Genomic DNA, 22,347 nt, shown 5'->3' on the forward strand with positions numbered 1-22,347 from the left:
TGATCGGAGTGGCAGCAGCGGACGCCGTACCCGGTCTCCCCTACCGACGAGGAGAGCCCACCGCGAATCAGAAACCCTCGACGGGCATCAGGCCGCCCTCCGAATCAATCAAGTCCCCTGCGGAGATCAACGCGTCGATATCGCCCGTCAGCGCGTCCCGGATATCGGCTCCGAGCCGCGCCCACCCGAAGAAGCGAGCGGCCTCCCGCAGCAGGTCCTCGCGGTGCACACCCGGTCCTTCCTCGACCACATTCCTGAGCACGAGCTGCCGCTCCGCCGCAGGAACCTCCGCCACACGCCGGGCGCACCGCTCCGTCGGCGTACGGGCGAACTCAGTCTCGTGGCCGGGCCTGTCGTAGGCCGTACCGACGTGGACGATCTTGCCCTGCTTGAGCAGGCGCCGAAGAGCTCGGTCGATACGGTCGCGGACCACCTGGCCGGTTCGTCCAAGACCCCACGCGAGACGGACCCGTGTGTAGATCACCTCCTTCTCGACGGGTCCTTCCACCTCCACCACGCACAGCGCCACCTCCGCCACTACGTCGAGAGCGTCGGGGTCCTGCAATTCCACGCCCCTCATGCCTCGCTGGCTGCTGGATCGAGCGCGTACCTCTGCCAGCAGGTCAGGGTCGACCTCCTGGTATGGACGACTCCACGGAGCAGGGCCGGCTTCGACCGTCACGAATTCCACGCGCGGGACTGCCGGACCTGCCGCCACCTCTGCAGCTTCTTCCATCCCCGTGGTCGTGGAGCTGTTCATGGTCTCCGCTGTACTGTCACTGTGGCCGCTGCCGGCGTCCACCCTCACCGGCGGCGCCACTCGCACCGCATGCGGATCCTTCGCGCACGCCTCCTCCACCGCGGCCCGCAACCGCGCCATCGCATCCCGTCGGTTGCGATACCAGTCCGTCCCCCAGATTCGGTGCAACTTCCAGCCCAGGTCACGCAGGACTGCCTCCCTGAGCCGGTCGCGGTCCCGAGCTGCCCGTGAGGAGTGGTACATGGCGCCGTCGCACTCGATACCCAGCGCGTACGTACCGGGCGCGCCGGGGTGTCGTACAGCCATGTCAATGCGGAAGCCGGCGACGCCCACCTGCGGCTGGACCTCATATCCCCAGCCGCGCAGGACGTCGATGACCTCCTCTTCGAACGGGCTCTCCGGAACCGCGTCCGGGTCGGCTGCTTCGGTCTGGAGGATCTCAGGACCGTGCTGGGCGTACTGGAGGTATCGCTTCAGGTGCTGCACGCTCTTGTTGGTGCTGTCCGGGAGATCGCCTCCGTGGAAGGACGCGACGACCTCCATGCGCCGCCGGGCCCGCGTCACGGCGACGTTGAGGCGTCGCCAGCCGCCCTCTTTGTTGATGGGCCCGAATGCGGACAGCAGTTTGCCGCGGTGGTCGGGACCGTAGCCGATGGAGAGGATGATGACGTCGCGTTCGTCGCCCTGGACGGTTTCGAGGTTCTTGACGAAGAAGCCGTCGAGTCGGCCTTCAGTGAAGTGGTGGTCGAGGTCAGGGCGAGCTGCCCTCGCCTTCTGCACAGCATCCTCGATCGCCTCCGCCTGCGCCTTGGACAGAGCGACCACTCCGAGGGTGTGTTCGGGGCGTGTGTCGAAGTGGTGGATGACGCGCTGGGCCACCTTCTTGGCCTCGATGGGGTTGTCGCTGTTCCCGCCTCGGTCGTAGACGCCATCCGCTTTGATGAACTCCACGCCGATGTCCGGTCCCTGTTCGAGTGCGCCCGGGAACGTGACCATGGAGTTGTCGTAGAAGTCGTGGTTGCTGAAAGCGATCAAGTTTTCGTGGCGGCTGCGGTAGTGCCAGCGGAGGGGCAGCCCGCGTAGGACTCCGCTGGCCTTGCACATGTCGAGAATGGACTCGAAGCTGTCGGTGGCGTCCTCGTCCCACTCATCGCCCTCGTCGCTGTCGCCGGCCGCGCTGAAGAACGACGTCGGCGGCAACTGCTTCTGGTCACCCGCCACGATGAGGGCCTTGCCCCGGTAGACGGAGTTCACCGCGTCCTGGGGCAGGACCTGAGACGCCTCGTCGAAGACGACGACGTCGAACTGGAAGTCCGGCGGCAGAAACTGACTGACCGTCAACGGGCTCATCATGAAGCACGGCTTGACCAGCCGTACGACGTCGCGGGTCTGCTGCAGCAGGTGCCGTACAGGCATGTGCTTACGCTGCTTCTCGGCCTCACGGCGGATCAGGGCAGCCTGTCCCACCGTTGTCCGGCGAGGGCGACGGGAGTTGCACGCCGCGATGACCTCGGCATGTGCCGCCGCGACCAGGTCCTGGTCAGCCCTCTGGAAGCGCTCCACCAACTGGTCGCGTTCTACCGCCCGCATCGGCTTCAGCCTCGCGTCGGTAGCCAACTGGTGCTCCACCCAAGCGGTGAGCACTGCGCGTTCCATGGCGGCGGGGAAGTCCTCGGCGGAAACCTCGCGGCGTGCGAGCTGGTCGGGCAACCCGTCGAGGTAGAAACGGCGCAGCAGGGTCAGTGCGTCGGCGCAGCTGGTCCACGCCTCCGGGCCGAAGGAGTCGCGGTCGAGGCAGGACAGGACGACCTGGGACGCGGCCAGGGACTCGGCAAGTTCGCTGCGCAGCTTCTCAGCCCGCCCAGGCTCGAAGTAACCGGCGAGTGCCTCGCGCTGACCGTTCCAGTCACTGGCGCGGTCAGCGACGGACGAGTCGGCCGACGCGGCCAGCATCAGTCGGGCAGCAGCCGGAGGCAGGGCCGCGGACCGGCCGCCGGGTGCGGTACGACGGACTTTCTGGGCCCAGTCCATGGAATCCAGGATCAGGTCACGGTCGGTCTCGGTGCCCTGGTAGAGGGAACCCAGAAGGCTTTGGTACGTGGCGTCGTTCTCCGCGAACGAGGACTCGACGGCTCGGGCGGAGACGACGGCAGCCACCGCCTCTCTGGCGCGCGACAGAGTGAGGCCTGTCTCCTCGTCCATGACGCGGGCGGTTGAACGGATGAGGTCGGCCGCGTCCTCAAAGGGCTCCACATGCGCGCGAAGCCAGCTCGCCGCTCGTTCCAGGGGGCGGGCGGCAAGGGCTGTACCGACCGTCGCGAGGTGGGGCTGGCCGGTGTACTCCTGCCAGAGGTTCAGGTCGTGGAGGATCTGGTCCGTCTGCGCGAGAAGTTCGCGTGGTTCGGACCGGCCGTCGGCCAGCACGTCGACGAGACTGGCCCGGCGCGCTGGATCCGTGAGCGTGTCGGGTGCGAGTCGGGCGATCAGCCGAGCGGCATCCAGAGCTGTCCGCAATGCCTCGGTGTGGGGATGTCCTTGCGAGACGTACCGGCCCAGCAGCTCCCGCTGTTGCTCGGTGGCGTACGGGCCCGGTTGCTGTCGAGTCAGGTCAAGCGCACGGCGCAAAAGCTGCCCCATGGGTTCGTGGCCCCCTACGCCGTTGGGTACGGCGTCATGCAGGTCGTCGCTTTGCGTGTCGAGGCCTCGGTACCAGGGGCCCAGAAGGCTGCGATCGGTTACGGCCTGAGCGGAGAACTCTGCTGTCTCTCTTTGTGCCGCGTGCGCGACTGTGACCGCCGTGCGTGCGGAGGCAAGCGTGTGCTCGGAACCGGGGCCGTTGTCTCGGCGACCGACCGACGCGACGGTGTCCAGGAGTGCGACGGCCTGTCGCAATGGAGCAAGGTGAGCGCGGAGCCACCGGGCGGCAGCATCGAGCGGCTGCTTGGTGAGGCCGCCTGCATGCGGCGCCAGCGAGGGGCCTCCCAGGCCCCTTCGCCATGCGGCAAGTTCGCTGCGCAACGCCGTGCCTTGCTGAACGAGTACGGGGGCCGGCTCTCGGCCGTCGGCCAGGTGAGCCGCCAGCTGGCATCTCCGATAGGGGTCGGCGACGGTTTCCGACGCTAGAGCGTGGACGGCCTGGGCATGCGCGAGGGCTTCGCGAAGGGCCGGGACGTCGGGCAAATCCGCGCCCCGATAACGGCCGATCACTTCGGCGTGCGTCACGGCCAGTGCCTGAAGCTTGCGGTGCGCGGCACACCAAGCATCGGCGAGCGGCAACTTGTCGTACAGGTCGCCGCGCCACGTGCCGCCGTGGGTCAGCCGGGCCACGAGCTTCCGGTCGGCCCGGATGCCGCTGGACAACGTGCCGGCGAGTCCCTGTCGGCCCTCAATCAGCCGATGCACTGCTTCGGACAGTTCGGGCGTGGAGACGATTTCGGGCAGGAAGGTATCGCGGGCCTCTACCTCGGCGGCAGTCAATTCTTCGTACGCCGAGGAGATGTCCGCGACTGCTGCTTGAACACCGGGGAGCACCTGGGGGTCGAGCCATGCCTCCAGCGTGCGATTCGGGGCCTTGGACAGCTCCGTGAGCGTGGCCAGCCCCTCGGCCTCGGAAGTCGTCTCCGGTCGAGCGACCCCAAGACGCTCGGCCACTGAGTCGGCATGCGCAGCAGCCGACTCAAGGGTGGCAGCGAGCATGTCGAACCGTTTGACCATCTCTGCGACCTCGCGACCGGTGAGCGACGCAATGTCCGCTCCAGACGGTTCCAGTTCGGCGAGAACCAGCTCGTTGGCCGGTCGTTCCGCACTCAATTCCGGGAGCAACTCGGCCCAACCCGGTCCCGCATGTTCCATTGCCAGAGCCCGGGCAGAGCGAACCTGGTCCCGTCGTGAGAAGAATCCGTTCAGTGCGTCGGCTGCACTCCGGACCGCTGCCTCCTCTGCGCGCACCGCACCATCAGGGACCAACCACTCCTCAAGAGGGCGGTGTTCGGTGCCGACCACCGCGATCACGTCACACAGACGACGTGCCTCCTCCGGGGTGCTGGGATTCGTGAGTCCAGTGAGGTGGCTGACGCGAGTGAGGCTTTGCAGCGCCCGTTCCAGCACACCAGCGGTCGCATCGAATTCCCTGGCGAGCTGTCGTGCACGCTCTTCCGTTAGCTCGGCGAGGTCGAGGCCGCGCGGCGCCATCGCCGACAGAGTCTTCTCGATGTCCCCAGGCTCTGCCCTCAGCCTGCTGGACAGCTCTTGCCACCGCTCGCCCACCTTCGCGCGGACGGCAGAACTCGTGCGCTGTGCCTTGCGCAATTCCGTCAGGAAGGCGTCGACTGGATCATTGACTTCGTCGGCGAAAGCATCTGTGGTCAGCCATGCTTCCGGAACCGGACTACGCACATCGATCAGCCGTAGCAGCGCAATCAGACGGTCGACTCCGCTCTGGTCCGTGACGGGCACTCCCTCCGGCGCGAGATCCCGGTACCGGTCGACGGCTGTTGCCAGCGCGTCCCTCGCGGCCTGCGCCTGCTCCAAGACAGGACGTGGATGCGGCATACCCGCTCGCAAGTGACGCCAGGGGAACGACGGGTCAGCGACCGCCTCCCACGCGTCAGCGATGGCTTCCGTCGCCTCGACGATCAGGTGCAGGTCCTCACCACTGAGCGTCTCGGCACGAAACGTGACCTCCGCCCCCGTAGCCGCCTCATCACCACGGCTCAGATAGGCCACGGGTGCTTCGGACAACCGGCCGACCCGGCCGAGCACATCGTGCAGCGTTCTTCCCAGCGGGTCGCGAACCTCGTTCATCGCTTCGGCGTAAGCGCTGAGCGCGAGGCGCAGTTCCCTGGCCTGCGCCAGGGTCTGCGGTGACAGTTGTGGTGCGCGCGGCTCTTCCGCGAGCGCCCGGCCCAGCTCCTGGGCAACTGCTTTGCGGCTGGTGTTGTGGCTGTGGAGGGCCAGTGCGTACGAGCCCAGATGGACGGACTTCAGCCGGTCGAGGACGACGTCGAGGGCTGCCGCCTTTTCACTGACGAACAGCACACTCCGACCCGCGTGCATCAGACCGGCGATCATGTTCGTGATGGTCTGACTCTTGCCGGTGCCGGGAGGTCCGTCGAGCACGAACGACTGTCCGGCCACAGCCGCAGCAATGGCTTGCCTCTGCGAAGCATCGGCGTCGAGCACCAGCGGACTGTCTTCCGGCGGGCTCAACTCGTCAATCCGGTCGAGCTCGATCTCCTCGAAGTCGAAACGATCGGAGGCGAGTCCGGAGTTGGGGCCGAGCGCCATCGCGCGCACAAGGTCACTGCCCAGAACGGAGTCCTCATTGTCCAGCAGGTCCTGATACATCGACTCCTTATGGGAGGCGAAGAGCGCAAGCACCACGCGGTCGGAGACCTGCCACCCTGGCTTGCCCGACACGACGCGAGTCGTGGCCGAGAGCACTGCTTGCAAGTCCGCGGGGTCCTGTTCGGCGACGGGTGTCCAGTCGATATGGAATTGCTGCAGCTTCACCTTCAGAGCCGGATTGAGACGTGGTTCCTCGTCGTCGCTCGATCTGAGGCGGATCCGGCCGTTGCGTGCACGCTCGATGATCACAGGCACCAGAACCAGGGGAGCGTCGCTGCTGGTCTCTGCCCCGTCCTCACACCAGCGGAGCATGCCGACGCCGAGGCTAAGGGTCCACAGGCCATAGTCGTTGAAGACCTGAGTGGCTTTGGTGCGCAGGCTGTTCAACGCACGTAGCAGAGAAGGCGCAGTGGTCTTATGGGTGACGATTCCATCGGCGCGATCGCCCTTCTTCTCAAGGACCACATCACCGGTTGACCTGCCGTCGCCACCTTCCCGTTCTTCGTCGGGGAGCGGCGCAAAGTCCCAGCCACGGCCCAGGCCTTTGAGGAGTTCCTGGGCCGACGGGACCGAGATCTCGAGCGTGGCCGACTTGGTGTGGCGGAAGTTGAGCAGCCGGTTGCGGCCGCTCAGGTCCACCAGGGAGCTGCGCCAGCTCTCGAGCATCGCCTTGAGGCGATCAAGTTCCTGACTGCCGTCGAAGTCACCCGAGTTCGTCACGTTGGTCCCTGCTGTTGTCGCGTCTGGGCCAACGGAGCACTGTCGTCGACAGCAGTCCCCTCCGCCACCAACGCAAAGCGCGGCCACCGACGTCTGCTCTGTCCTGGTGGCCGCACAAGTCCCGCTGATCCCCCCTGTATGCGGAATTCTACGGTCAGCTCACCTGTGCGTGAAGCGTTAACTACCAACAGTTTCCCCACCCACGCGGGCGTCCGCCTCGCGCCCGCCATCGGTGGATGAGCGATGCAGCCGCGCTGCAACCAGTCACGTCCGGCGGCTATCGACAGCCCGTCAACTATCGATAAGGCACGGCGGTGGTCAGCCATCGGGTGACCATCGATCTCAGGGCGCCAGATACAGCCAGCCCTTGCCGCCGACCATGAGGGGATGTCACCAACCAGTCCCATGCCCGAGATGTCGGCTGAGAAGCCGCACCCCATCAGGTCCGCGGCCAAGACCGCGTTCTTCGCTGGACGTCGCGGCAACCGGCGTTCTCGGCGACTGGCGCCAGTGTCATCACGCTCGCGCATGATCCGCTCCTATTGCATGCGGGCAGACCTGCCACTCCGCGGCTCGGCTCAACACGCGACACCCATTGGGGCACCGACAGACGATGTGGAGCACAGTGACCTCACGGGCCCAGACATCGTCGGCGGCTCAGCGTGCGCCACGAGCTTGCTTGTCGTCCTGTCAGACGTAGATAGAGGACCGGGGCCGCCATCGGGTAGCAAGCTCAACAGAGTGCCATGCGGGGTCTTCTCCGCCTCGACGAACGCGTACACCGCGCTCACCAATCGCTCTCCTTCGCGAAGGAGACCGTGAATTTCTACCCCATCGATCGTCTCAGCCTGCTCACGGTTCTGCCACCGCAGCCGACGCAGCTCGTCCCTCTGCGTGCTCGTCAGCTCGACCGAGGCATCCTGACGCTCACAGCGTCTCTGCTCCATGGCGACCGATTTGGGCAGCACAAGATTTGACCCGCAAAAATGAGAGCGGCAGACGAGTCGGGCTATACGCCGGGTTCTGTCACCCAACCGCCTCGCGGCGGTCGGGGAGACGGCCATCCATCTAGGACCGGCGTTGCCGCCGGTCTCGTGCGGTCTACCCACGGACTCGGGCGGGCAGCCCTCGATCGTCCGCGCAGGAGCACCGGGGTGCTCCCTTTTGACCTTGCTCCGGGTGGGGTTTACCTAGCTGCTCAGGTCGCCCTGGGCACTGGTGGTCTCTTACACCGCCGTTTCACCCTTACCGAGGACCGAAGTCCCCGGCGGTTTGTTTTCTGTGGCACTTTCCCGCGGGTCACCCCGGGTGGCCGTTAGCCATCACCCTGCCCTGTGGAGCCCGGACGTTCCTCGGGAAGGCCCCTGAGGGTCTTCACGCGGCCGTCCGCCCGGCTCGTCTGCCGTGTCGACCATGTTACCGGGCGCACGCCTCGTCTCTGTCCGGCCGGTCCGGCCTGTCCGACCGGGGTTCCGGCCCGCGGCGGAGTCGCTTTGCACGGCCTCGCCACCCGGCGTGCCCCGGGACCGGGCGCGCGGCGACCCCCCGACCGGAGTCAGCCAGGACCGGGCGCGCGGCGACCCCCCGACCGGGGTCAGCCAGGACCGGGCGGCGAGAGACGGCCCCCGCACCCGAGGCCGTCGCCAGTACCGACCCCGCCAGGATCAGGGTGAACGCCGCCACGATGGCCGCCGTCAATGGCTCGGACAGGAAGATCGCACCCGCTGCCACCGCCACCGCCGGATTGACGTACGTGAACACCGTCGCCCTCGTCGGGCCGGCCTCCTTGATCAGTTCCAGGAAGGCCACGAAGGCGACCGCGGTGCAGACCACGCCCAGGGTGGCCAGCGCGGCCAGGACCGTGGGGGAGGGCATCTCCGAGGGCCAGGTCAGCGCCGCCGCCGGGGCGTAGACCAGGGCCGCGAGGGCCAGGCAGGGGGCGATGAGCTGGAGGGTCGGGACAGCCTTGAGGTAGCGCGCGGCGATCAGGGGGGCCGTCGCGTAGCCGATCACCGTCACCAAGACCTCCGCCAGGGAGCGGGCGTCCCCGCCCGTCAGGTGCGGGACCGTGAGGACCCCTACGCCGGTCAGACCCAGGCCGAGCCCGATGACGCGCCGAGCGCCCAGCCTCTCCGTTTCGCCGAAGAAGCGGGCCAGGGCCACTCCCACGATCGGGACGCCCGCGATCAGCAGGCCCGCCGTCGAGCTGGACAGGTGGCGTTCCGCGTCGGTCAGGGTCCACCAGGGGCCGATGATCTCGATGCACGCGAAGGCCAGCATCGGGCGCCAGTGGGTGCGCACGGTGGCGGAAAGGCCGCCCTGCCGTATCGCGAAGGGCAAGAGCAGGGCCGCGCCCAGCGCGCAGCGCGTGAACACCACCATCGACGGGGACATCGGGGCGTCCACCGCCACCTTGATCAGCAGGTAGGGGATGCCCCAGACCACTCCCATCAGGGAGAACAGGAACCAGCCGCGTGCAGTCATGCGGCCATCCTGAACAAGTCAGCGGCTCGCGTCTTGAACGCTGTTGCGGTACGCCGCCGGGGTCACCCCCAGCACGCGGCGGAACCAGCGCGTCAGGTGGGCCTGGTCGGCGAAGCCCACCGCTCCCGCGACCTCGGCCGGCTTGAGGCCCGCCTCCAGCAGGCCGCGGGCCCGGTTCACCCGGTACTGGGCCAGCCAGGCGTACGGCGGTATCCCCATCGCCGTACGGAAGGCGCGCAGGAGTTGGTAGCGGGACATGCCCAGGCCGGCGGCGAGGTCGGCGAGGGAGGGGGGTGCCAGCAGTTCGTCGGCCAGGCGGTCGCGGACCAGAAGGGCGACCGCGTCCGCTCCCGGGATCACGCAGTCCGCCACGCGGGCCGTGGAGTGGCGGCAGGACAGGGCCGTCAGAAGCCACGGAAGACGGGACTCCGTCTCCAACGGGTCGGGGCAGGCGCTGAGTTCGGTGTGTGCGAGGCGGAGGGCCGCAGCGAGTTCGGGGTCGTCTATCAAGGGGTCGCGGAAGTGCGGTCGGCCGATGGAGCCGTCCTGGAGCAGTGGCGTCTCCGCGTACAGGGCGCGGTACGCGTATCCGTCCGTGGCGGTCCCCGGGCCGCCCGTGTGCATCTCACCGGGTGCGAGGACGACGATGGATCCCGGGCCCGTGCGGATGTGACCGCCCCGGTAGTCGATGATCTCCGAGCCGCCCACGCACACACCGATCGTGTACTCGTCGTGGGCGTGCGGGGCGTAGACGTGCTTGTCGAAGCGGGCCGTCAGGAGGTCGAGCGGCGGGCCGCAGCGGCCCAGCCTCGTTCTGGTCCACAGGGCCTGTTCCCGTGCACTCATCCCCACACCCCCGTGCGCTCGTCACCACACTCCGGCTACATCTGAGGGTGCAACGACTTCAAGCCCCTTTTCCATGCCGCGTCCAGGTCGGCGTCGTCCGGGAACCTGCCGTGGATCTCCAGGATCACCATGCCGTGGGCGAAGGCCCAGACCGAGCGGGCCAGGTCCAGGTCGCCGTCGCAGGCCCGCATCAGTGGCATCGCGGCGCGGTCCTCCAGGCCCGGGGGGAGGGCGGGGCGCGGGAGGGGGCGTTCGGTGCTGAGGCAGTAGAGGTGGGGGTGGGCCAGGGCGTACGTCCGGTAGGCCTCGGCCAGGGCCGGCAGGGAGCCGGGGGCCAGCTGCTCCGCCGACTCCAGTGCCTCCGCCGACTCCTCCAGCATCTGGGCGATCAGTTCGGCCTCGACGGCCTGCTTGTCCGGGAAGTGCTTGTAGAGGGAGGGCGCCTTGATGCCGAGGCGGTCGGCGAGGGCCCGCAGGGTGAGGGCGGTGGGGCCGGACTCCTCCAGCAGCTCGCGTGCGGCCGTCGCGATCTCACGGGCGCGGGGCGTGAGCCGGTCGGCGGCACCGGCCCTCCCCGCGCGTTCACCGTCACCCACGCTGGAACCCCTCCTTCGTCCGCAGCCCGTACCCGAAGGCGCGATCGTACGAGATGTGGGCGAGCCAGCCGCACAGGGCCGCGAACGCCGGGGGCCAGGCCACGGGGCCGAACGTGTACGCCAGCATCAGCGCCAGGGGGACCGACGCCCGGTGCAGCGCGTTGTAGTACGGCACCGCGCGCGGCGGCAGCCGGCCCTTCGCCATCCGGGGCGCCTCATCGAGGGCGACCAGGAAGGTCAGGTCCGGGAGGACGAAGAAGGTGAGGGCCAGGGTCCCGGCGAGCCAGCCGTGGTTGACGGCCTCCAGGACCGAGAACGCGGACCAGAACAGCGCACCCGCGAGCCATGCCGTACGGCGGACGACAGCGAAGCCCCGACCCCGACCGCGGGTGTGGGCTGTGGTGGCAGCAGTGCTCATGATCCCCTCCGGCAAGCTCGGCTAACGTCGTTAGCCGAAACTGTAAGGCTAACGGCGTTAGCCGTCAAGGGATCTACCCGCGCTCGCGGTCACGCAGGCTCGAACCGCACCTTCCCCTCGCCCCCGGTCCCCGGATCCGCGCGAGTGAGCCGCACCCGCAGCCGCTCCCCCAGCGACAGCCCCTCCCCGTCGATGCGGCCGATGACCGCCGGTGCCTCCAACTGCACGGTCCCCACCGTCGGTCGGTGTTCGTCCACGTCCACCACGCACCCGTCGAACACCTCCCCCACCCGGTCCTGCAGCACCGCCGCCTCGACGAGGTCGACGCATGCCCGTTCCACCGCGGCCGAGCGGTGGCCGCCCTCGGACATCTCGCGCGGCAGCGCATCGAAGGCGGCGAGCACCCACTCCGGCACCGGCTCCCCCGCCACCGCCGCCAGGCAGATCTCCGACGCGTACCGGTCGACCAGGCGCCGAAGGGGTGCCGTGCAGTGGGCGTACGGGGCGGCGACCGCCGCGTGGGTGGTGAGGGAGGGCAGGTCGCCGTCCCGGAAGACCGTGTAGCCGGCGCCCCGCAGCAGGCTCGTGCACTCCTGGAGGAAGGCCGCGTGGGACGGGATCCCCGGGTCCAGGGAACGGATCAGCGCCGCGTACGACACATGGTGCGGCCAGTCGATGTGCAGGGCGGTGGCGGTACGGCGGAGGCGGCCCACCGCGCCGTCCGGGGCGGCGGGGAGCGTGCGGAGCACCCCCGTGCCGTACGCCAGCATCAGGTCGGCCGCCGCCATGCCCGTGAGCAGGGAGATCTGGGCGTTCCAGCCGTCGGCGGGCAGCGGAGCGCGGTACGTCAGCTCGTACGCGCCGTTCCGCTCGACGATCTCCTGCTCGGGGACCCGCAGGGAGATCCCGCCGCGCTCGACCTCCAGCGCCTCCCGCAGCCGCCCCACCTCCGCCAGCAGAGCGAGCGGCTCCTCCGCCGTACCCGTGTCGATCGCCTTCTGCACGCCCTCGTAGTTCAGCTTGGCCCGGCTGCGGACCAGGGCCCGGCGCACCTCGGCGGCGGTCGTACGGCCTTCCGCGTCCAGGTCGATCGTCCACAGCGCGGCCGGACGGACCTGGTCCGGGAGGAGGCTCGCGGCGCCCTCGCTCAGCGCCGGCGGATGGAGCGGGATGCGCGTGTCCGGGAAGTACAGGGTCATCACCCGCCGGTGCGTCTCCGCGTCCAGCGCCGATCCCGGTACGACGAAGGCGGCGACGTCGGCGATGGCGTACCGGAGGCGGTAGCCGGTGCCGCGCCGCGAGAGGTGCATGGCCTGGTCGAGGTCGGTGGAGGCGGGCGGGTCGATGGTGAAGAGGGGGAGGTCGGTGACGTCCTCGTACCCCTTCAGGTCGGGCACCCGTCCCGCCTCCGCCGTCACCTCGGGCGGGAAGTCCGTCGGCACGTCCAGCTCGGTGCGCAGGGCCGTGAAGGCGGCCCGCAGCGGGACGTCGGTCACACGCATGCGGCGGCGGGGCATACAGCGAGAGTAAGCAGAACGGGGCCCGTACGCTGTCCGGAGCTCAACAGAAGGAGATCATCCGTGCTGGTCCTGCTCCCGCCCTCCGAAGGCAAGGCGTCCTCCGGCCGTGGCGCCCCGCTGAAGCTGGAGTCGCTGTCGTTGCCGGGGCTCCACGAGAGCCGCGAGGCCGTCCTCGACGCGCTCGTCGAACTGTGCACCGGTGACGAGGAGAAGGCGCGCGAGGTGCTCGGGCTGAGCGAGGGCCTGCGCGGCGAGGTCGCGAAGAACGTCGAGCTCAGGACGGCCGGTGCGCGGCCCGCCGGGGAGATCTACACAGGTGTGCTCTACGACGCCCTCGACCTGGCTTCTCTCGACGCGGCCGCGAAGAAGCGTGCCCGGCGTTCGCTTCTCGTGTTCTCGGGGCTCTGGGGAGCGGTCCGGGTGACGGACCGGATTCCGTCGTACCGCTGCTCGATGGGGGTGAAGCTGCCGGGGCTCGGGGCGCTGGGCACGCACTGGCGTGCGCCGATGGCCGACGCTCTCACCGAGGTGGCGGGGGACGGGCTGGTGCTGGACCTGCGGTCCTCCGCGTACGCGGCCGCGTGGAAGCCGAAGGGGGAGGTCGCGGGGCGGACGGCGACCGTGCGGGTGCTGCACGCGCCGACCCGGAAGGTCGTCAGCCACTTCAACAAGGCGACGAAGGGGCGGATGGTGCGGAGTCTGCTGTCGGCGGGCGTCGCGCCGGGGGGCCCGGCCGAGCTGGTGGAGGCCTTGCGGGAGCTCGGGTACGTGGTCGAGGCGGAGGCGCCCGCCAAGGCGGGGCAGCCGTGGGCGCTGGACGTGCTCGTGGACGAGATTCACTGAACCCCAGACATTGCACATAGCGCAACGGCCTTTGCGCACTCCGCATCGCTTCGGCAGGATGACGCCATGGCCTCCACCTCGCATGCCTCCTCGCGTACCTCCCTGCTCGACCTCGCTCCCGTCGTCCCCGTCGTCGTGCTCCAGGACGCGTCCGACGCCGTGCCGCTCGCCCGCGCCCTGGTCGCCGGTGGGCTGCCCGCGATCGAGGTGACGCTGCGGACGCCCGTCGCGCTCGACGCGATCCGGGCGATCGCCGGCGAGGTGCCGGACGCGGTGGTCGGGGCCGGGACCGTCATCACGCCCGGGCAGGTGAAGGAGTCGGTGGCGGCGGGCGCGCGCTTCCTCGTCAGCCCGGGCTGGACGGACGTACTGCTGGAGGCGATGCGGGGGTCCGGGGTGCCGTTCCTGCCCGGGGTGTCGACGACTTCGGAGGTCGTGGCGCTGCTGGAGCGGGGCGTCACGGAGATGAAGTTCTTCCCGGCGGAGGCGGCCGGGGGCACGGCGTACCTGAAGTCCCTCGCCGGGCCCCTGCCGCAGGCGCGGTTCTGTCCGACGGGCGGGATCGGGTCCGGGAACGCCCCCGAGTACCTGGCCCTGCCCAACGTCGGCTGCGTGGGCGGGACTTGGATGCTTCCGGCGGACGCGATCGCCGCGCGGGACTGGGGGCGGGTGGAGGCGCTGGCCCGCGAGGCCGCGCACCTGCGGCTACGGCCGCAGGTGTGACGTGTCGTTGAGGAGCCGGACGCTCGCGTTGCCGTCGGCGTAGTACGCCACCGCCGACAGCGAGGCCGCCGAGAGTTCCATGCGGAACAGGGACTCGGGCGGGGCGCCGAGAGCGAGCCGTACGAACGTCTTGATCGGCGTGACGTGGGTGACGAGCAGGACCGTGCGGCCCGCGTACGCCGCCACGAGCCTGTCCGTCGTCGCCGCGATCCGCGTCGCCGTGGCCGCGAAGCTCTCGCCGCCGCCGGTGGGTTCGGCCTCCGGGTCGGACAGCCAGGTGTTCAGGTCCTCGGGGTAGCGCTCGCGCACCTCGCCGAAGGTGAGGCCCTCCCAGGCGCCGAAGTCGGTCTCGATCAGGCCGTCCTCGACGGTGACCTCGATCCCGAGCCGTTCGGCGACGGCTGCAGCGGTCTCGCGGGTCCGGGTCAGGGGCGAGGCGAGGATGTGCTGGATCGTGCCCCTCCTGGCCAGCGCTTCAGCCGCCCTCCGGGCCTGCTCCCTCCCGACCTCGGACAGGGCCGGGTCCGTACCGCCGCTCCCCGAGAACCGCTTCTGGGGCGTCAGCGGGGTCTCCCCGTGCCGCAACAGCACGAAGGTGGCCGGGGCGCCCATGTCGGCAGGGGCCCAGCCGGGACCGGCGACGGCAGTGGCGGCACGTACGTCGGCCTCGGCCTCGGCGGACGACAGGTTCCGTACCGAACTCGCCGACGTCCCCGAGTCCATCGCCTCGTTCGCCAACCGGTCCGCGTGCTTGTTCTGCTCCCTGGGGATCCACTCGTAGGTGACCTGCCCCGGAGGGAACACCCGCCCCGCCTCCAGAGCGAGCGGCTTCATGTCGGGGTGCTTGATCTTCCAGCGGCCCGACATCTGCTCGACGACCAGCTTGGAGTCCATGCGGACATGGACGCGGGCGGAGGGGTCGAGGGTGTGCGCGGCGCGCAGGCCCGCCAGCAGCCCCCGGTACTCGGCGACGTTGTTGGTGACGACGCCGAGGTACTCGTACGTCTCGACCAGCGTCTCCCCCGTCGCCGCGTCCAGCACGACGGAGCCGTAGCCGGCCGGCCCGGGGTTGCCCCGCGAGCCGCCGTCCGCCTCGACGATGAACTCCCGCACGCCCCGAGCTCCTTACAGGCCGGACTCGGACGTGCGCACCAGGATGCGGCGGCAGTTCTCGCAGCGCACCACGGTGTCCGGCGCGGCCGCGCGGATCTCGTTGATGTCGGTGATGGCGAGCTCCTGGCGGCAGCCCTGGCAGGTGCGCTGGTACAGCTTGGCCGCGCCGATGCCGCCCTGCTGCTCGCGGAGCTTGTCGTAGAGCTTGAGGAGGTCCGCGGGCACGACGGCCGCGATGACCTCGCGCTCCTTGGTCACCGAGGCGATCTCGCCGTCCAGCGTCTCGAAGGCCGCGTCACGCCGGGCGGTGGCGTCCTCGATCTTCGACTGGACGGAGGCGACGCGCCCGGTCAGCTCGGCGACCCGCTCCTGCGCGGACTCCAGGCGCTCCATGACCTCCAGGACGACGTCCTCGAGGTCGCCCTGGCGCTTGGCGAGGGAGGTGATCTCGCGCTGGAGGTTCTCCAGGTCCTTGGGCGAGGTCACGGCACCGGAGTCCAGGCGCTGCTGGTCGCGGGCGGCGCGCTGGCGCACCTGGTCCACGTCCTGCTCCGCCTTGGTCTGCTCGCGGGCGGTGTCGCTCTCCTCGGTCTGGGCGGCCACCAGGAGGTCGCGCAGCTGGGTGGCGTCCTTGGTGAGCGACTCGATCTCGGCGTGCTCGGGAAGCGACCTGCGCTTGTGGGTGAGCTGCTGGAGGCGGACGTCGAGGTCCTGGACGTCGAGGAGGCGGATCTGGTCGGCGGGCGCGGCGTTCAGTTGGGGGCTCCCATTGAGCTAGAGGTCGGGTTGGACGCCGCGTGGGCGGTCCAGGGGTCGGTGACCGTCTTCGAGACATGCACGCGCAGGTCCCAGCCGTGACGGTCGGAGATCTCGTCGAGCTGGGCGGCGGCCAGCTCGCACCAGGGCCACTCGGTGGCCCAGTGCGCCGCGTCGAGCAGCGCGAGGGGACTGTGGGCGCGGGCCGCGATGAATTCCGACACCGGGTGATGACGCAGGTCCGCGGTGAGGAAGGCGTCGACGCCGGCCGCGCGGACCTGGTCGAAGAGGCTGTCGCCGGAGCCGCCGCTGACGGCGACCGTGCGGACGGTGGCCTCGGGGTCGCCGGCCACACGGATGCCCTGTGCGGTGGCGGGCAGCCGCTCGGCGGCCCTCGCGGCGAGTTCGCGGACGGTCGTCGGGGGGTCGAGCTCGCACACCCGACCGAGGCCCCGGCGCCCGGACGGGTCCGTCGGGTCCGGCACCAGCGGCCGTACGACACGCAGGTCGAGCGCGCCCGCGAGGGCGTCCGAGACGCCCGGGTCGGCGGTGTCCGCGTTGGTGTGGGCCACGTGCAGCGCGATGTCGTTCTTGATGAGGGTGTGGACGACCCGGCCCTTGAAGTGGGAGGCCGCCACGGTCGTGGTGCCGCGCAGGTAGAGGGGGTGGTGGGTGACCAGCAGGTCCGCGCCCAGCTTCACCGCCTCGTCGACGATCTCCTGGACCGGGTCGACGGCGAACAGGACCCGCATGACCTCCTGGTCGGGATCGCCCACGACGGTGCCGACCGCGTCCCAGGACTCGGCCCGCTCGGTGGGCCACAGGGTCTCCAGCGCGGCGATGACTTCAGACAGACGGGGCACGGGGAAAGGCTACCTGCCTGGTCTCTCCCGTTGAACCTGAGCCGCCCACGGCTGTCCCGCTCAGCACAGTCGCCCCGGTTTCCTCAGGCGAATCGTTCCTGGGCCACACCTTTGTGTGAAGCGGAAGCCCGCCCGTCCCACGCCTGTGCGTGCGAAAACTAGTTTCGTGGCCGGAGGTGACCGGACGATGACGGCCTGTGCCATCGAACCCGCGGCGGCGAACGAGGACGGGGAGACCCCGCGGACGGAGCGCGCGATCACCGAGGACCTGAACACCGAGGACGGGGAGACTCCCGCGTCCGAGGGCTTGAGCGGCCTTGACGGGGTGACAGCCGGGACGGAGAGCTTGAGCGGCCTTGACGGGGCGACACCCGGAACCGAGGGCCTGAGCTTCCAGGACGGGGCGACACCCGGAACCCAGGGCCTGAGCTTCCAGGACAGGGCGACACCCGGAACCCAGGGCCTGAGCTTCCAGGACAGGGCGGCACCCGGAACCGAGAGCTTGAGCTTCCAGAACAGGGCGGCGCCCGTGGTCGCGGTGGTCGAGCACGTGAGCGTCCGGGACGGGCGGATGCCCGGGAGCGAGGGCGTGCTCGATCAGGGGGGCGGTGCGGCCCGGCGGACCGATTGCGTGATCACCGTCGACGGCTCCTACGCGGCGCGACTCGCCCGCAACGGCGACTCCTGGTTCCCGGAGCGCTGGACCCTGGACGGCCCCGAGCCCTACGCCGTGCCGCTGCCCGGCAACCAGCCCGAGGAGCCCGGCACCGAGGTGCAGCCGATGGGCGACGGGCGGGTGCTGATCAGGCGGTTCGCCGACGGGCGGCACGCCTTCTCGCTCCTCTACCCGACCGGGCCGGGGACGGGTGAGATCCCGCTGGGCGCGGTCGAGTGCCCGGAGGAGGGAACGGTCCTGCGGCTGCTGCCGCCGGCGCCGGGCGGTGAGCGGGCGTACGCCCTCGCCGTCGGCCGGCGCTCCAGTGCCGTGTGGCTGGTGGCGGGCGGTGCCTTCGGACCGGAGCACGTCGCGGAGATCCCGGGGCGCTGCTCGGGCGGGGTGTGGCTGGACCGGACCGGGCGGATGCTGGCCCTGGACCGGGAGAGCGGCGGGCGGACCAAGGCGGTCGTGGTGGATCTGGAGCGGGGCGGGGAGGTCTCGCCCCTGCTGCAGATCACCGACGGCAGTGACGACCGGCTGCTGCTGGCCGACCCGGACAGCGGGCTGCTGCTGATCTCCTCGGACGCTCCGTCGCCCGGGCGCGCGCGGCTGGGCTGGGGGGTGCTGGGCAGCACGCTGCCGGTGCGCTTCCCGGAGTGCCTGCGGGTGCCGGACTGCGTGGTGACGCCGTTCGCTATCCAGCCCGGGCAGGTGCTGATGCCGGAGAGCTGCGGGGTGGCGCTGCGCGTGGACGGCCCGATGGGCAGCTGGCTGGGCGTGTGGCGGCCCGCCGCCCGGCAGATCCAGCATCTCCCGGCGCCCGAGGGCTGGTTGGCGGGTTCGGGGTTGTGGACCGAGGACGGGGAGCTGCTCCTGCCGTACGCCACGGCGGAAGTGCCGTGCGCGGTGGCGCGGTGGGCGGCGGCTCCGCGGAACGGGGCCCTCGCCGGGGAAGCGGAGGGCCCTGGGGGAACGGGGGAAACGGGGGCGGGGGACGCGGGTCCGGGGGATCCGGAGGGCGGCGGCGAAACGATCGCGCGGTCGCCCGAACCGGATCCTCCGGGTCCTGTCGTGGCACGTCCTGTGCCCTTGCAGCAAGCCCCGTTGGGCAATCTTGTAACGAAGTAGTGCCGGTTGGTCCGGCCGCCTGGATTCGCCCCGCAGTGTGCCGGTTAAACTCGCCCCGCTGTAAGAAAGATCATGTTGACGGGGTGAATTACTTCCATGAGCGACGCCAGCACGAACCAGTCGACTGCAGACGTCCAGGAGTCCACTGGCCGCGGTAAGCACCGGGGCCCGGTCTCGGTACAGGACAGCGAGACGGCCCCGCGCGGCCGTCACCGCAAGTCGGTCGAGCAGACCGAGGCCGCGGCCTGAGGCAGACGACGACACACGGCCCCGCCCTTCTCGTAAAAGGCGGGGCCGTTTCGCGTCTACTCCCGCTTGAGCCCCAGCACTTCGGCCGCCGCGAAGGTCTCCCCCGCCGGCCGCCGCGCGTAGTGCGGGGTGAGCAGCGCGTCCAGTTCGTCGTAGGTGAAGGTGTCCTGCTTGCTGTCGAACTTGGCCTGCACCCGCGGTCGTTCGACGACGACGACCATCCCTCCGTGTACGACGAGCAGCTGTCCGTTGACGCGCTCGGCGGCCGGTGAGGCCAAGTAGCCGACGAGCGGGGCGACATGCTCGGGGGCGAGGGGGTCGAGCCCCGACTCGGGCTGTTCGAGGCCGGCGAAGACGTCCTCGGTCATCCGGGTGCGGGCGCGCGGGCAGATGGCGTTGGCCGTGACGCCGTACTTGGCGAGCGCGAGGGCCGTCGAGGTGGTGAGTCCGACGATCCCGCCCTTGGCGGCCGCGTAGTTGGGCTGTCCGGCGGACCCGGCGAGGAACGCCTCCGAGGAGGTGTTGACGATACGGCCGTACACCGGCCCGCCCGCCGCCTTGAACCGCTCCCGCCAGTGCGCGGCCGCGAACCGGGTGGTGTTGAAGTGCCCCTTGAGGTGGACCCGGATCACCGCGTCCCACTCGCCCTCGGTCATGGAGAAGACCATGCGGTCGCGCAGGATGCCCGCGTTGTTGACGAGGATGTCGAGCCTGCCGAACTCGGTGATCGCCAACTCGACGAGCTCCCGGGCCTGTTGGTGATCGGCCACGTCCCCGGTGTGGGCGACGGCCCGACCGCCCAGGGCCCGGATCTCGTCGGCGACCTGCTCGGCGGGGCCCGCGGACGCCTCGCCGGAGCCGTCCCGGCCGGGCTGTCCGAAGTCGTTGACGACCACGGCCGCGCCGAGCCGGGCCAGCTCCAGCGCCTCGGCCCGGCCCAGACCCCGGCCGGCGCCGGTGACGATCGCCGCGAGCCCTTCGAGCGGCAGCACCCCTGTCCTTGTCATGCAGCGGCCTCAGATCTCGATGCAGGTACGGAGGGAGGTCCCCGAACGCATCTGGTCCAGCGCCTCGTTGACCTCGCTCAGCTGCACCCGGTGGGTGATCAGGCCGTCCAGGTCGACACGGCCGGCCCGCCACAGGGCGATGGTCCGCTCGTAGGAGCGCAGCACGTCCCCGCCGCCGTACATGGACGGCAGGATGCGCTTCTCGTCGAAGAACAGCTCGAACATGTTGAGCTGGAGGAAGTCGTCCATGGCGCCCGCGCCGACGACGACGAGCGTGCCGCCGCGCCGGGTGGTCTCGTAGGCCGTGCGGGCGGTCGCCGACCTGCCGACGACCTCGAAGACGTAGTCGAAGCCCTCGCCGGCGGTCACCTGCTGCTTGGCGTCGGCCAGTTCGTCCGGGGAGACGGCCCGGGTCGCGCCGAACTTCAGGGCGGCCTCACGGCGGGAGGCGACCGGGTCGACGGCGACGATCTCGGCGGCGCCCTTGAGACGGGCGCCCTGGACGGCGGAGATGCCGACTCCGCCGCAGCCGATGACGGCGACCGACGAACCGGCCTCCACGTCCGCGGTGTTGAGCGCGGCCCCGAGTCCGGTGGTGACCCCGCAGCCGATCAGCGCGGCGATGTCGAAGGGCACGTCGTCGGGTATCGGCACCGCGCAGCCCGCGTCGACGACGACCTCCTCGGCGAAGGTGCCGGTGCCGGCGAAGCCGAAGACATCGCCGTCGGGACGCCGGAAGTTGGCGGTGCCCGCGTTCATGAACCCGGCCAGACACAGTTCGGTCTGGCCGCGCTTGCAGGCGGGACAGGCTCCGCAGGCGGGCAGCCAGCAGACGACGACCCGGTCGCCCGCCTTCAAGTGGCTGACGCCCTCGCCGACTTCGAGGATCTCGCCGGCGCCCTCGTGGCCGGGCACGAAGGGTGCCGGCTGCGGGAGGACCCCGCTCATGGCGGACAGGTCGGAGTGGCACAGTCCGGTGGCCCGTACCCGGATCCGCACCCTGCCGGGCCCGAAGCCCACCGCCTCGACGTCGTCGTGGACCTCGAGTTTTTCCTGGCCTGTCTCGTGCAGTACGGCTGCGCGCATGGTGCGGCTCCCCTCGTACGGCGTGCTGGGTTCAGGAGTGTTCGACGACGGTGTCGGCGAGGACGGGCGCGTCGTCGCGTTCCACGGAACTGACGGCGATCCTGGTGGACCGCGGTGTGTGCCACATCCGGATCCGCAGGGTCTCGCCCGGGTAGACGACCCCGGCGAACCGGGTCACGTAGGAGCGCACCCGGGTCACGTCCCCGCCGAGCAGCGTGTCGACGACCGCCTTGAGCGTCATGCCGTAGGTGCACAGCCCGTGCAGGATGGGCCGTTCGAACCCGGCGACCTTGGCGAACTCCGGGTCGGCGTGCAGCGGGTTCCAGTCGCCGGAGAGGCGGTAGAGCAGGGCCTGGTCCTCGCGGATCGAGCGCTCCACGATCCGGTCGGGCTCACCGGTGGGGGGTTCCAGACGGGCGGAGGGGCCGCGGTCGCCGCCCCAGCCGCCCTCGCCCCGGACGAAGATCTGGGCGTCGTTGGTCCACAACGGGCCCTCGGCGTCCGCGACGTCGGTCCGCAGGACCAGGACGGCCGCCTTGCCCTTGTCGTACACGGCGGCGATGCGGTGGGTGGCGGTCGCGGTGCCCTGGGCGGGGAGGGGGCGGTGGATGACCAGTGACTGGCCGCCGTGCAGGACCTTGGCGAGATCGACCTCGATGCCGGGCATGGACAGACCGCTGATCACTCCCGGCGATCCCGAGCCCGCGACCGTGGCGAAGCTCGGCAGGACGTGCAGCCGGGATTCGAGGGTGTAGCGCAGTTCGTCGGGGTCGGTGGCAGGGATGCCCGCCCCGATCCCGAGGTGGTAGAGCTGGACGTCCTTCGAGGTCCAGGAGATCTCGCCGGTCCGGGGCTCGGCGGCGAGGGCTGTGGCGGCGTCGATGGGCATACGGCTCCTGACAGTGACGGATTCAAGACCCCGGTACGGCCGTCCGCACCGTCGGCCGCACCGAGGTCGTCACGGGCCGATCTAGAACGCGTTCCAGTCCGGCGCCCTCTGTATAGCCGAGCGCACCGCACTTGTGAAGGCTCCTGACGGAGTGTCAGGTGTATGGGCTTCCGGGCCGCCCGGCTTCCGGCACCGTGACATTTGTACTGCCCAAGTCCGTACACGCACACCTGCCGGGCTGCGGCCGCGCTGCGTAGCGTCGTCGGTGGGACAACAGAGGGCGCACACCGCTGCTGTCCGCTTCGTACGCTGTCCTGTCGTCCCGGCGGCACGCCGGGAACC

The 22,347-nt window shown here is 70.2% G+C and carries 16 protein-coding genes and 1 other RNA gene; 4 read left to right on the top strand and 13 right to left on the bottom strand.

Going from position 1 to position 22,347, the window contains the following annotated elements; translation table 11 throughout:
• Positions 1–67: 67 nt before the first annotated feature.
• The 7 genes from IOD14_RS34960 to IOD14_RS34990 form a co-directional block, all read right to left on the bottom strand.
• Positions 68–6,826: a DUF3320 domain-containing protein gene (locus IOD14_RS34960; protein ID WP_249126136.1), complete on the bottom strand. Its 6,759-nt coding sequence runs from the start codon at positions 6,824–6,826 to the stop codon at positions 68–70.
• A gap of 996 nt (positions 6,827–7,822) precedes the next feature.
• An RNA gene (gene rnpB, locus IOD14_RS34965) (RNase P RNA component class A) lies at positions 7,823–8,224 on the bottom strand.
• Between the two features lie 18 nt (positions 8,225–8,242).
• Positions 8,243–9,310, bottom strand: coding sequence for a DMT family transporter (locus IOD14_RS34970; protein ID WP_249126137.1), 1,068 nt, complete (start codon positions 9,308–9,310; stop codon positions 8,243–8,245).
• Between the two features lie 18 nt (positions 9,311–9,328).
• On the bottom strand, positions 9,329–10,156 hold the full coding sequence (locus IOD14_RS34975) for an AraC family transcriptional regulator (RefSeq protein ID WP_212672417.1): 828 nt from the start codon (positions 10,154–10,156) through the stop codon (positions 9,329–9,331).
• Positions 10,157–10,191: 35 nt separating this feature from the next.
• A complete protein-coding gene (locus tag IOD14_RS34980) occupies positions 10,192–10,752 on the bottom strand; it encodes a TetR/AcrR family transcriptional regulator (RefSeq protein ID WP_212672418.1) in 561 nt (186 codons plus the stop codon).
• Positions 10,745–11,170, bottom strand: a complete 426-nt coding sequence (locus IOD14_RS34985; protein ID WP_212672419.1) for a DUF4260 family protein — start codon at positions 11,168–11,170, stop codon at positions 10,745–10,747. Before IOD14_RS34985 ends, IOD14_RS34980 begins: the two co-directional genes overlap by 8 nt.
• Before the next feature lie 89 nt (positions 11,171–11,259).
• Positions 11,260–12,687, bottom strand: a complete 1,428-nt coding sequence (locus tag IOD14_RS34990; RefSeq protein ID WP_212672420.1) for an RNB domain-containing ribonuclease — start codon at positions 12,685–12,687, stop codon at positions 11,260–11,262.
• 63 nt (positions 12,688–12,750) lie between these two features.
• On the opposite strand from IOD14_RS34990, the gene yaaA reads away from it, so the two are divergent.
• Both yaaA and eda read left to right on the top strand, forming a co-directional pair.
• Positions 12,751–13,533 carry a peroxide stress protein YaaA gene (gene yaaA / locus IOD14_RS34995; protein ID WP_212672421.1) on the top strand — a complete coding sequence of 261 codons (783 nt, stop codon included), beginning with the start codon at positions 12,751–12,753 and terminating at the stop codon, positions 13,531–13,533.
• 66 nt (positions 13,534–13,599) lie between these two features.
• On the top strand, positions 13,600–14,256 hold the full coding sequence (gene eda, locus IOD14_RS35000) for a bifunctional 4-hydroxy-2-oxoglutarate aldolase/2-dehydro-3-deoxy-phosphogluconate aldolase (RefSeq protein WP_212672422.1): 657 nt from the start codon (positions 13,600–13,602) through the stop codon (positions 14,254–14,256).
• Here eda and IOD14_RS35005 read toward each other — a convergent pair.
• The 3 genes from IOD14_RS35005 to IOD14_RS35015 are packed head-to-tail and all read right to left on the bottom strand — an operon-like array spanning position 14,239 to position 16,988.
• The gene (locus IOD14_RS35005) at positions 14,239–15,369 is read right to left on the bottom strand and encodes a bifunctional RNase H/acid phosphatase (protein WP_212672423.1); all 1,131 of its coding nucleotides are present in this window, start codon (positions 15,367–15,369) and stop codon (positions 14,239–14,241) included. The genes eda and IOD14_RS35005 overlap by 18 nt on opposite strands.
• A gap of 12 nt (positions 15,370–15,381) precedes the next feature.
• Positions 15,382–16,125, bottom strand: a complete 744-nt coding sequence (locus tag IOD14_RS35010; RefSeq protein ID WP_123988794.1) for a C4-type zinc ribbon domain-containing protein — start codon at positions 16,123–16,125, stop codon at positions 15,382–15,384.
• Positions 16,122–16,988 (bottom strand): Nif3-like dinuclear metal center hexameric protein, encoded by an 867-nt coding sequence (locus IOD14_RS35015; RefSeq protein ID WP_212672424.1) that lies wholly within the window; start codon positions 16,986–16,988, stop codon positions 16,122–16,124. The genes IOD14_RS35010 and IOD14_RS35015 overlap by 4 nt, the downstream gene beginning before the upstream one ends.
• A gap of 571 nt (positions 16,989–17,559) precedes the next feature.
• On the opposite strand from IOD14_RS35015, the gene IOD14_RS35020 reads away from it, so the two are divergent.
• Both IOD14_RS35020 and IOD14_RS35025 read left to right on the top strand, forming a co-directional pair.
• A complete protein-coding gene (locus tag IOD14_RS35020) occupies positions 17,560–18,774 on the top strand; it encodes a hypothetical protein (protein ID WP_249126317.1) in 1,215 nt (404 codons plus the stop codon).
• Between the two features lie 96 nt (positions 18,775–18,870).
• Positions 18,871–19,023 (top strand): hypothetical protein, encoded by a 153-nt coding sequence (locus tag IOD14_RS35025; protein WP_212672426.1) that lies wholly within the window; start codon positions 18,871–18,873, stop codon positions 19,021–19,023.
• A 56-nt stretch (positions 19,024–19,079) separates the two neighbouring features.
• On the opposite strand, the gene IOD14_RS35030 is transcribed toward IOD14_RS35025, so the two are convergent.
• Genes IOD14_RS35030 through IOD14_RS35040 form a run of 3 tightly spaced genes read right to left on the bottom strand, consistent with a single transcriptional unit; the run spans position 19,080 to position 22,005 of the window.
• Positions 19,080–20,030, bottom strand: a complete 951-nt coding sequence (locus IOD14_RS35030) for a 3-oxoacyl-ACP reductase (RefSeq protein WP_212672427.1) — start codon at positions 20,028–20,030, stop codon at positions 19,080–19,082.
• 9 nt (positions 20,031–20,039) lie between these two features.
• Entirely contained in the window at positions 20,040–21,116 is a 1,077-nt protein-coding gene (locus tag IOD14_RS35035) for a Zn-dependent alcohol dehydrogenase (protein ID WP_212672428.1), read from the bottom strand.
• A 31-nt stretch (positions 21,117–21,147) separates the two neighbouring features.
• Complete coding sequence (locus IOD14_RS35040) at positions 21,148–22,005, bottom strand: MaoC/PaaZ C-terminal domain-containing protein (RefSeq protein WP_123988799.1); 858 nt, start codon at positions 22,003–22,005, stop codon at positions 21,148–21,150.
• Positions 22,006–22,347: the final 342 nt, after the last annotated feature.

This window comes from Streptomyces sp. A2-16, assembly GCF_018128905.1.
Taxonomy (GTDB): Bacteria; Actinomycetota; Actinomycetes; order Streptomycetales; family Streptomycetaceae; genus Streptomyces.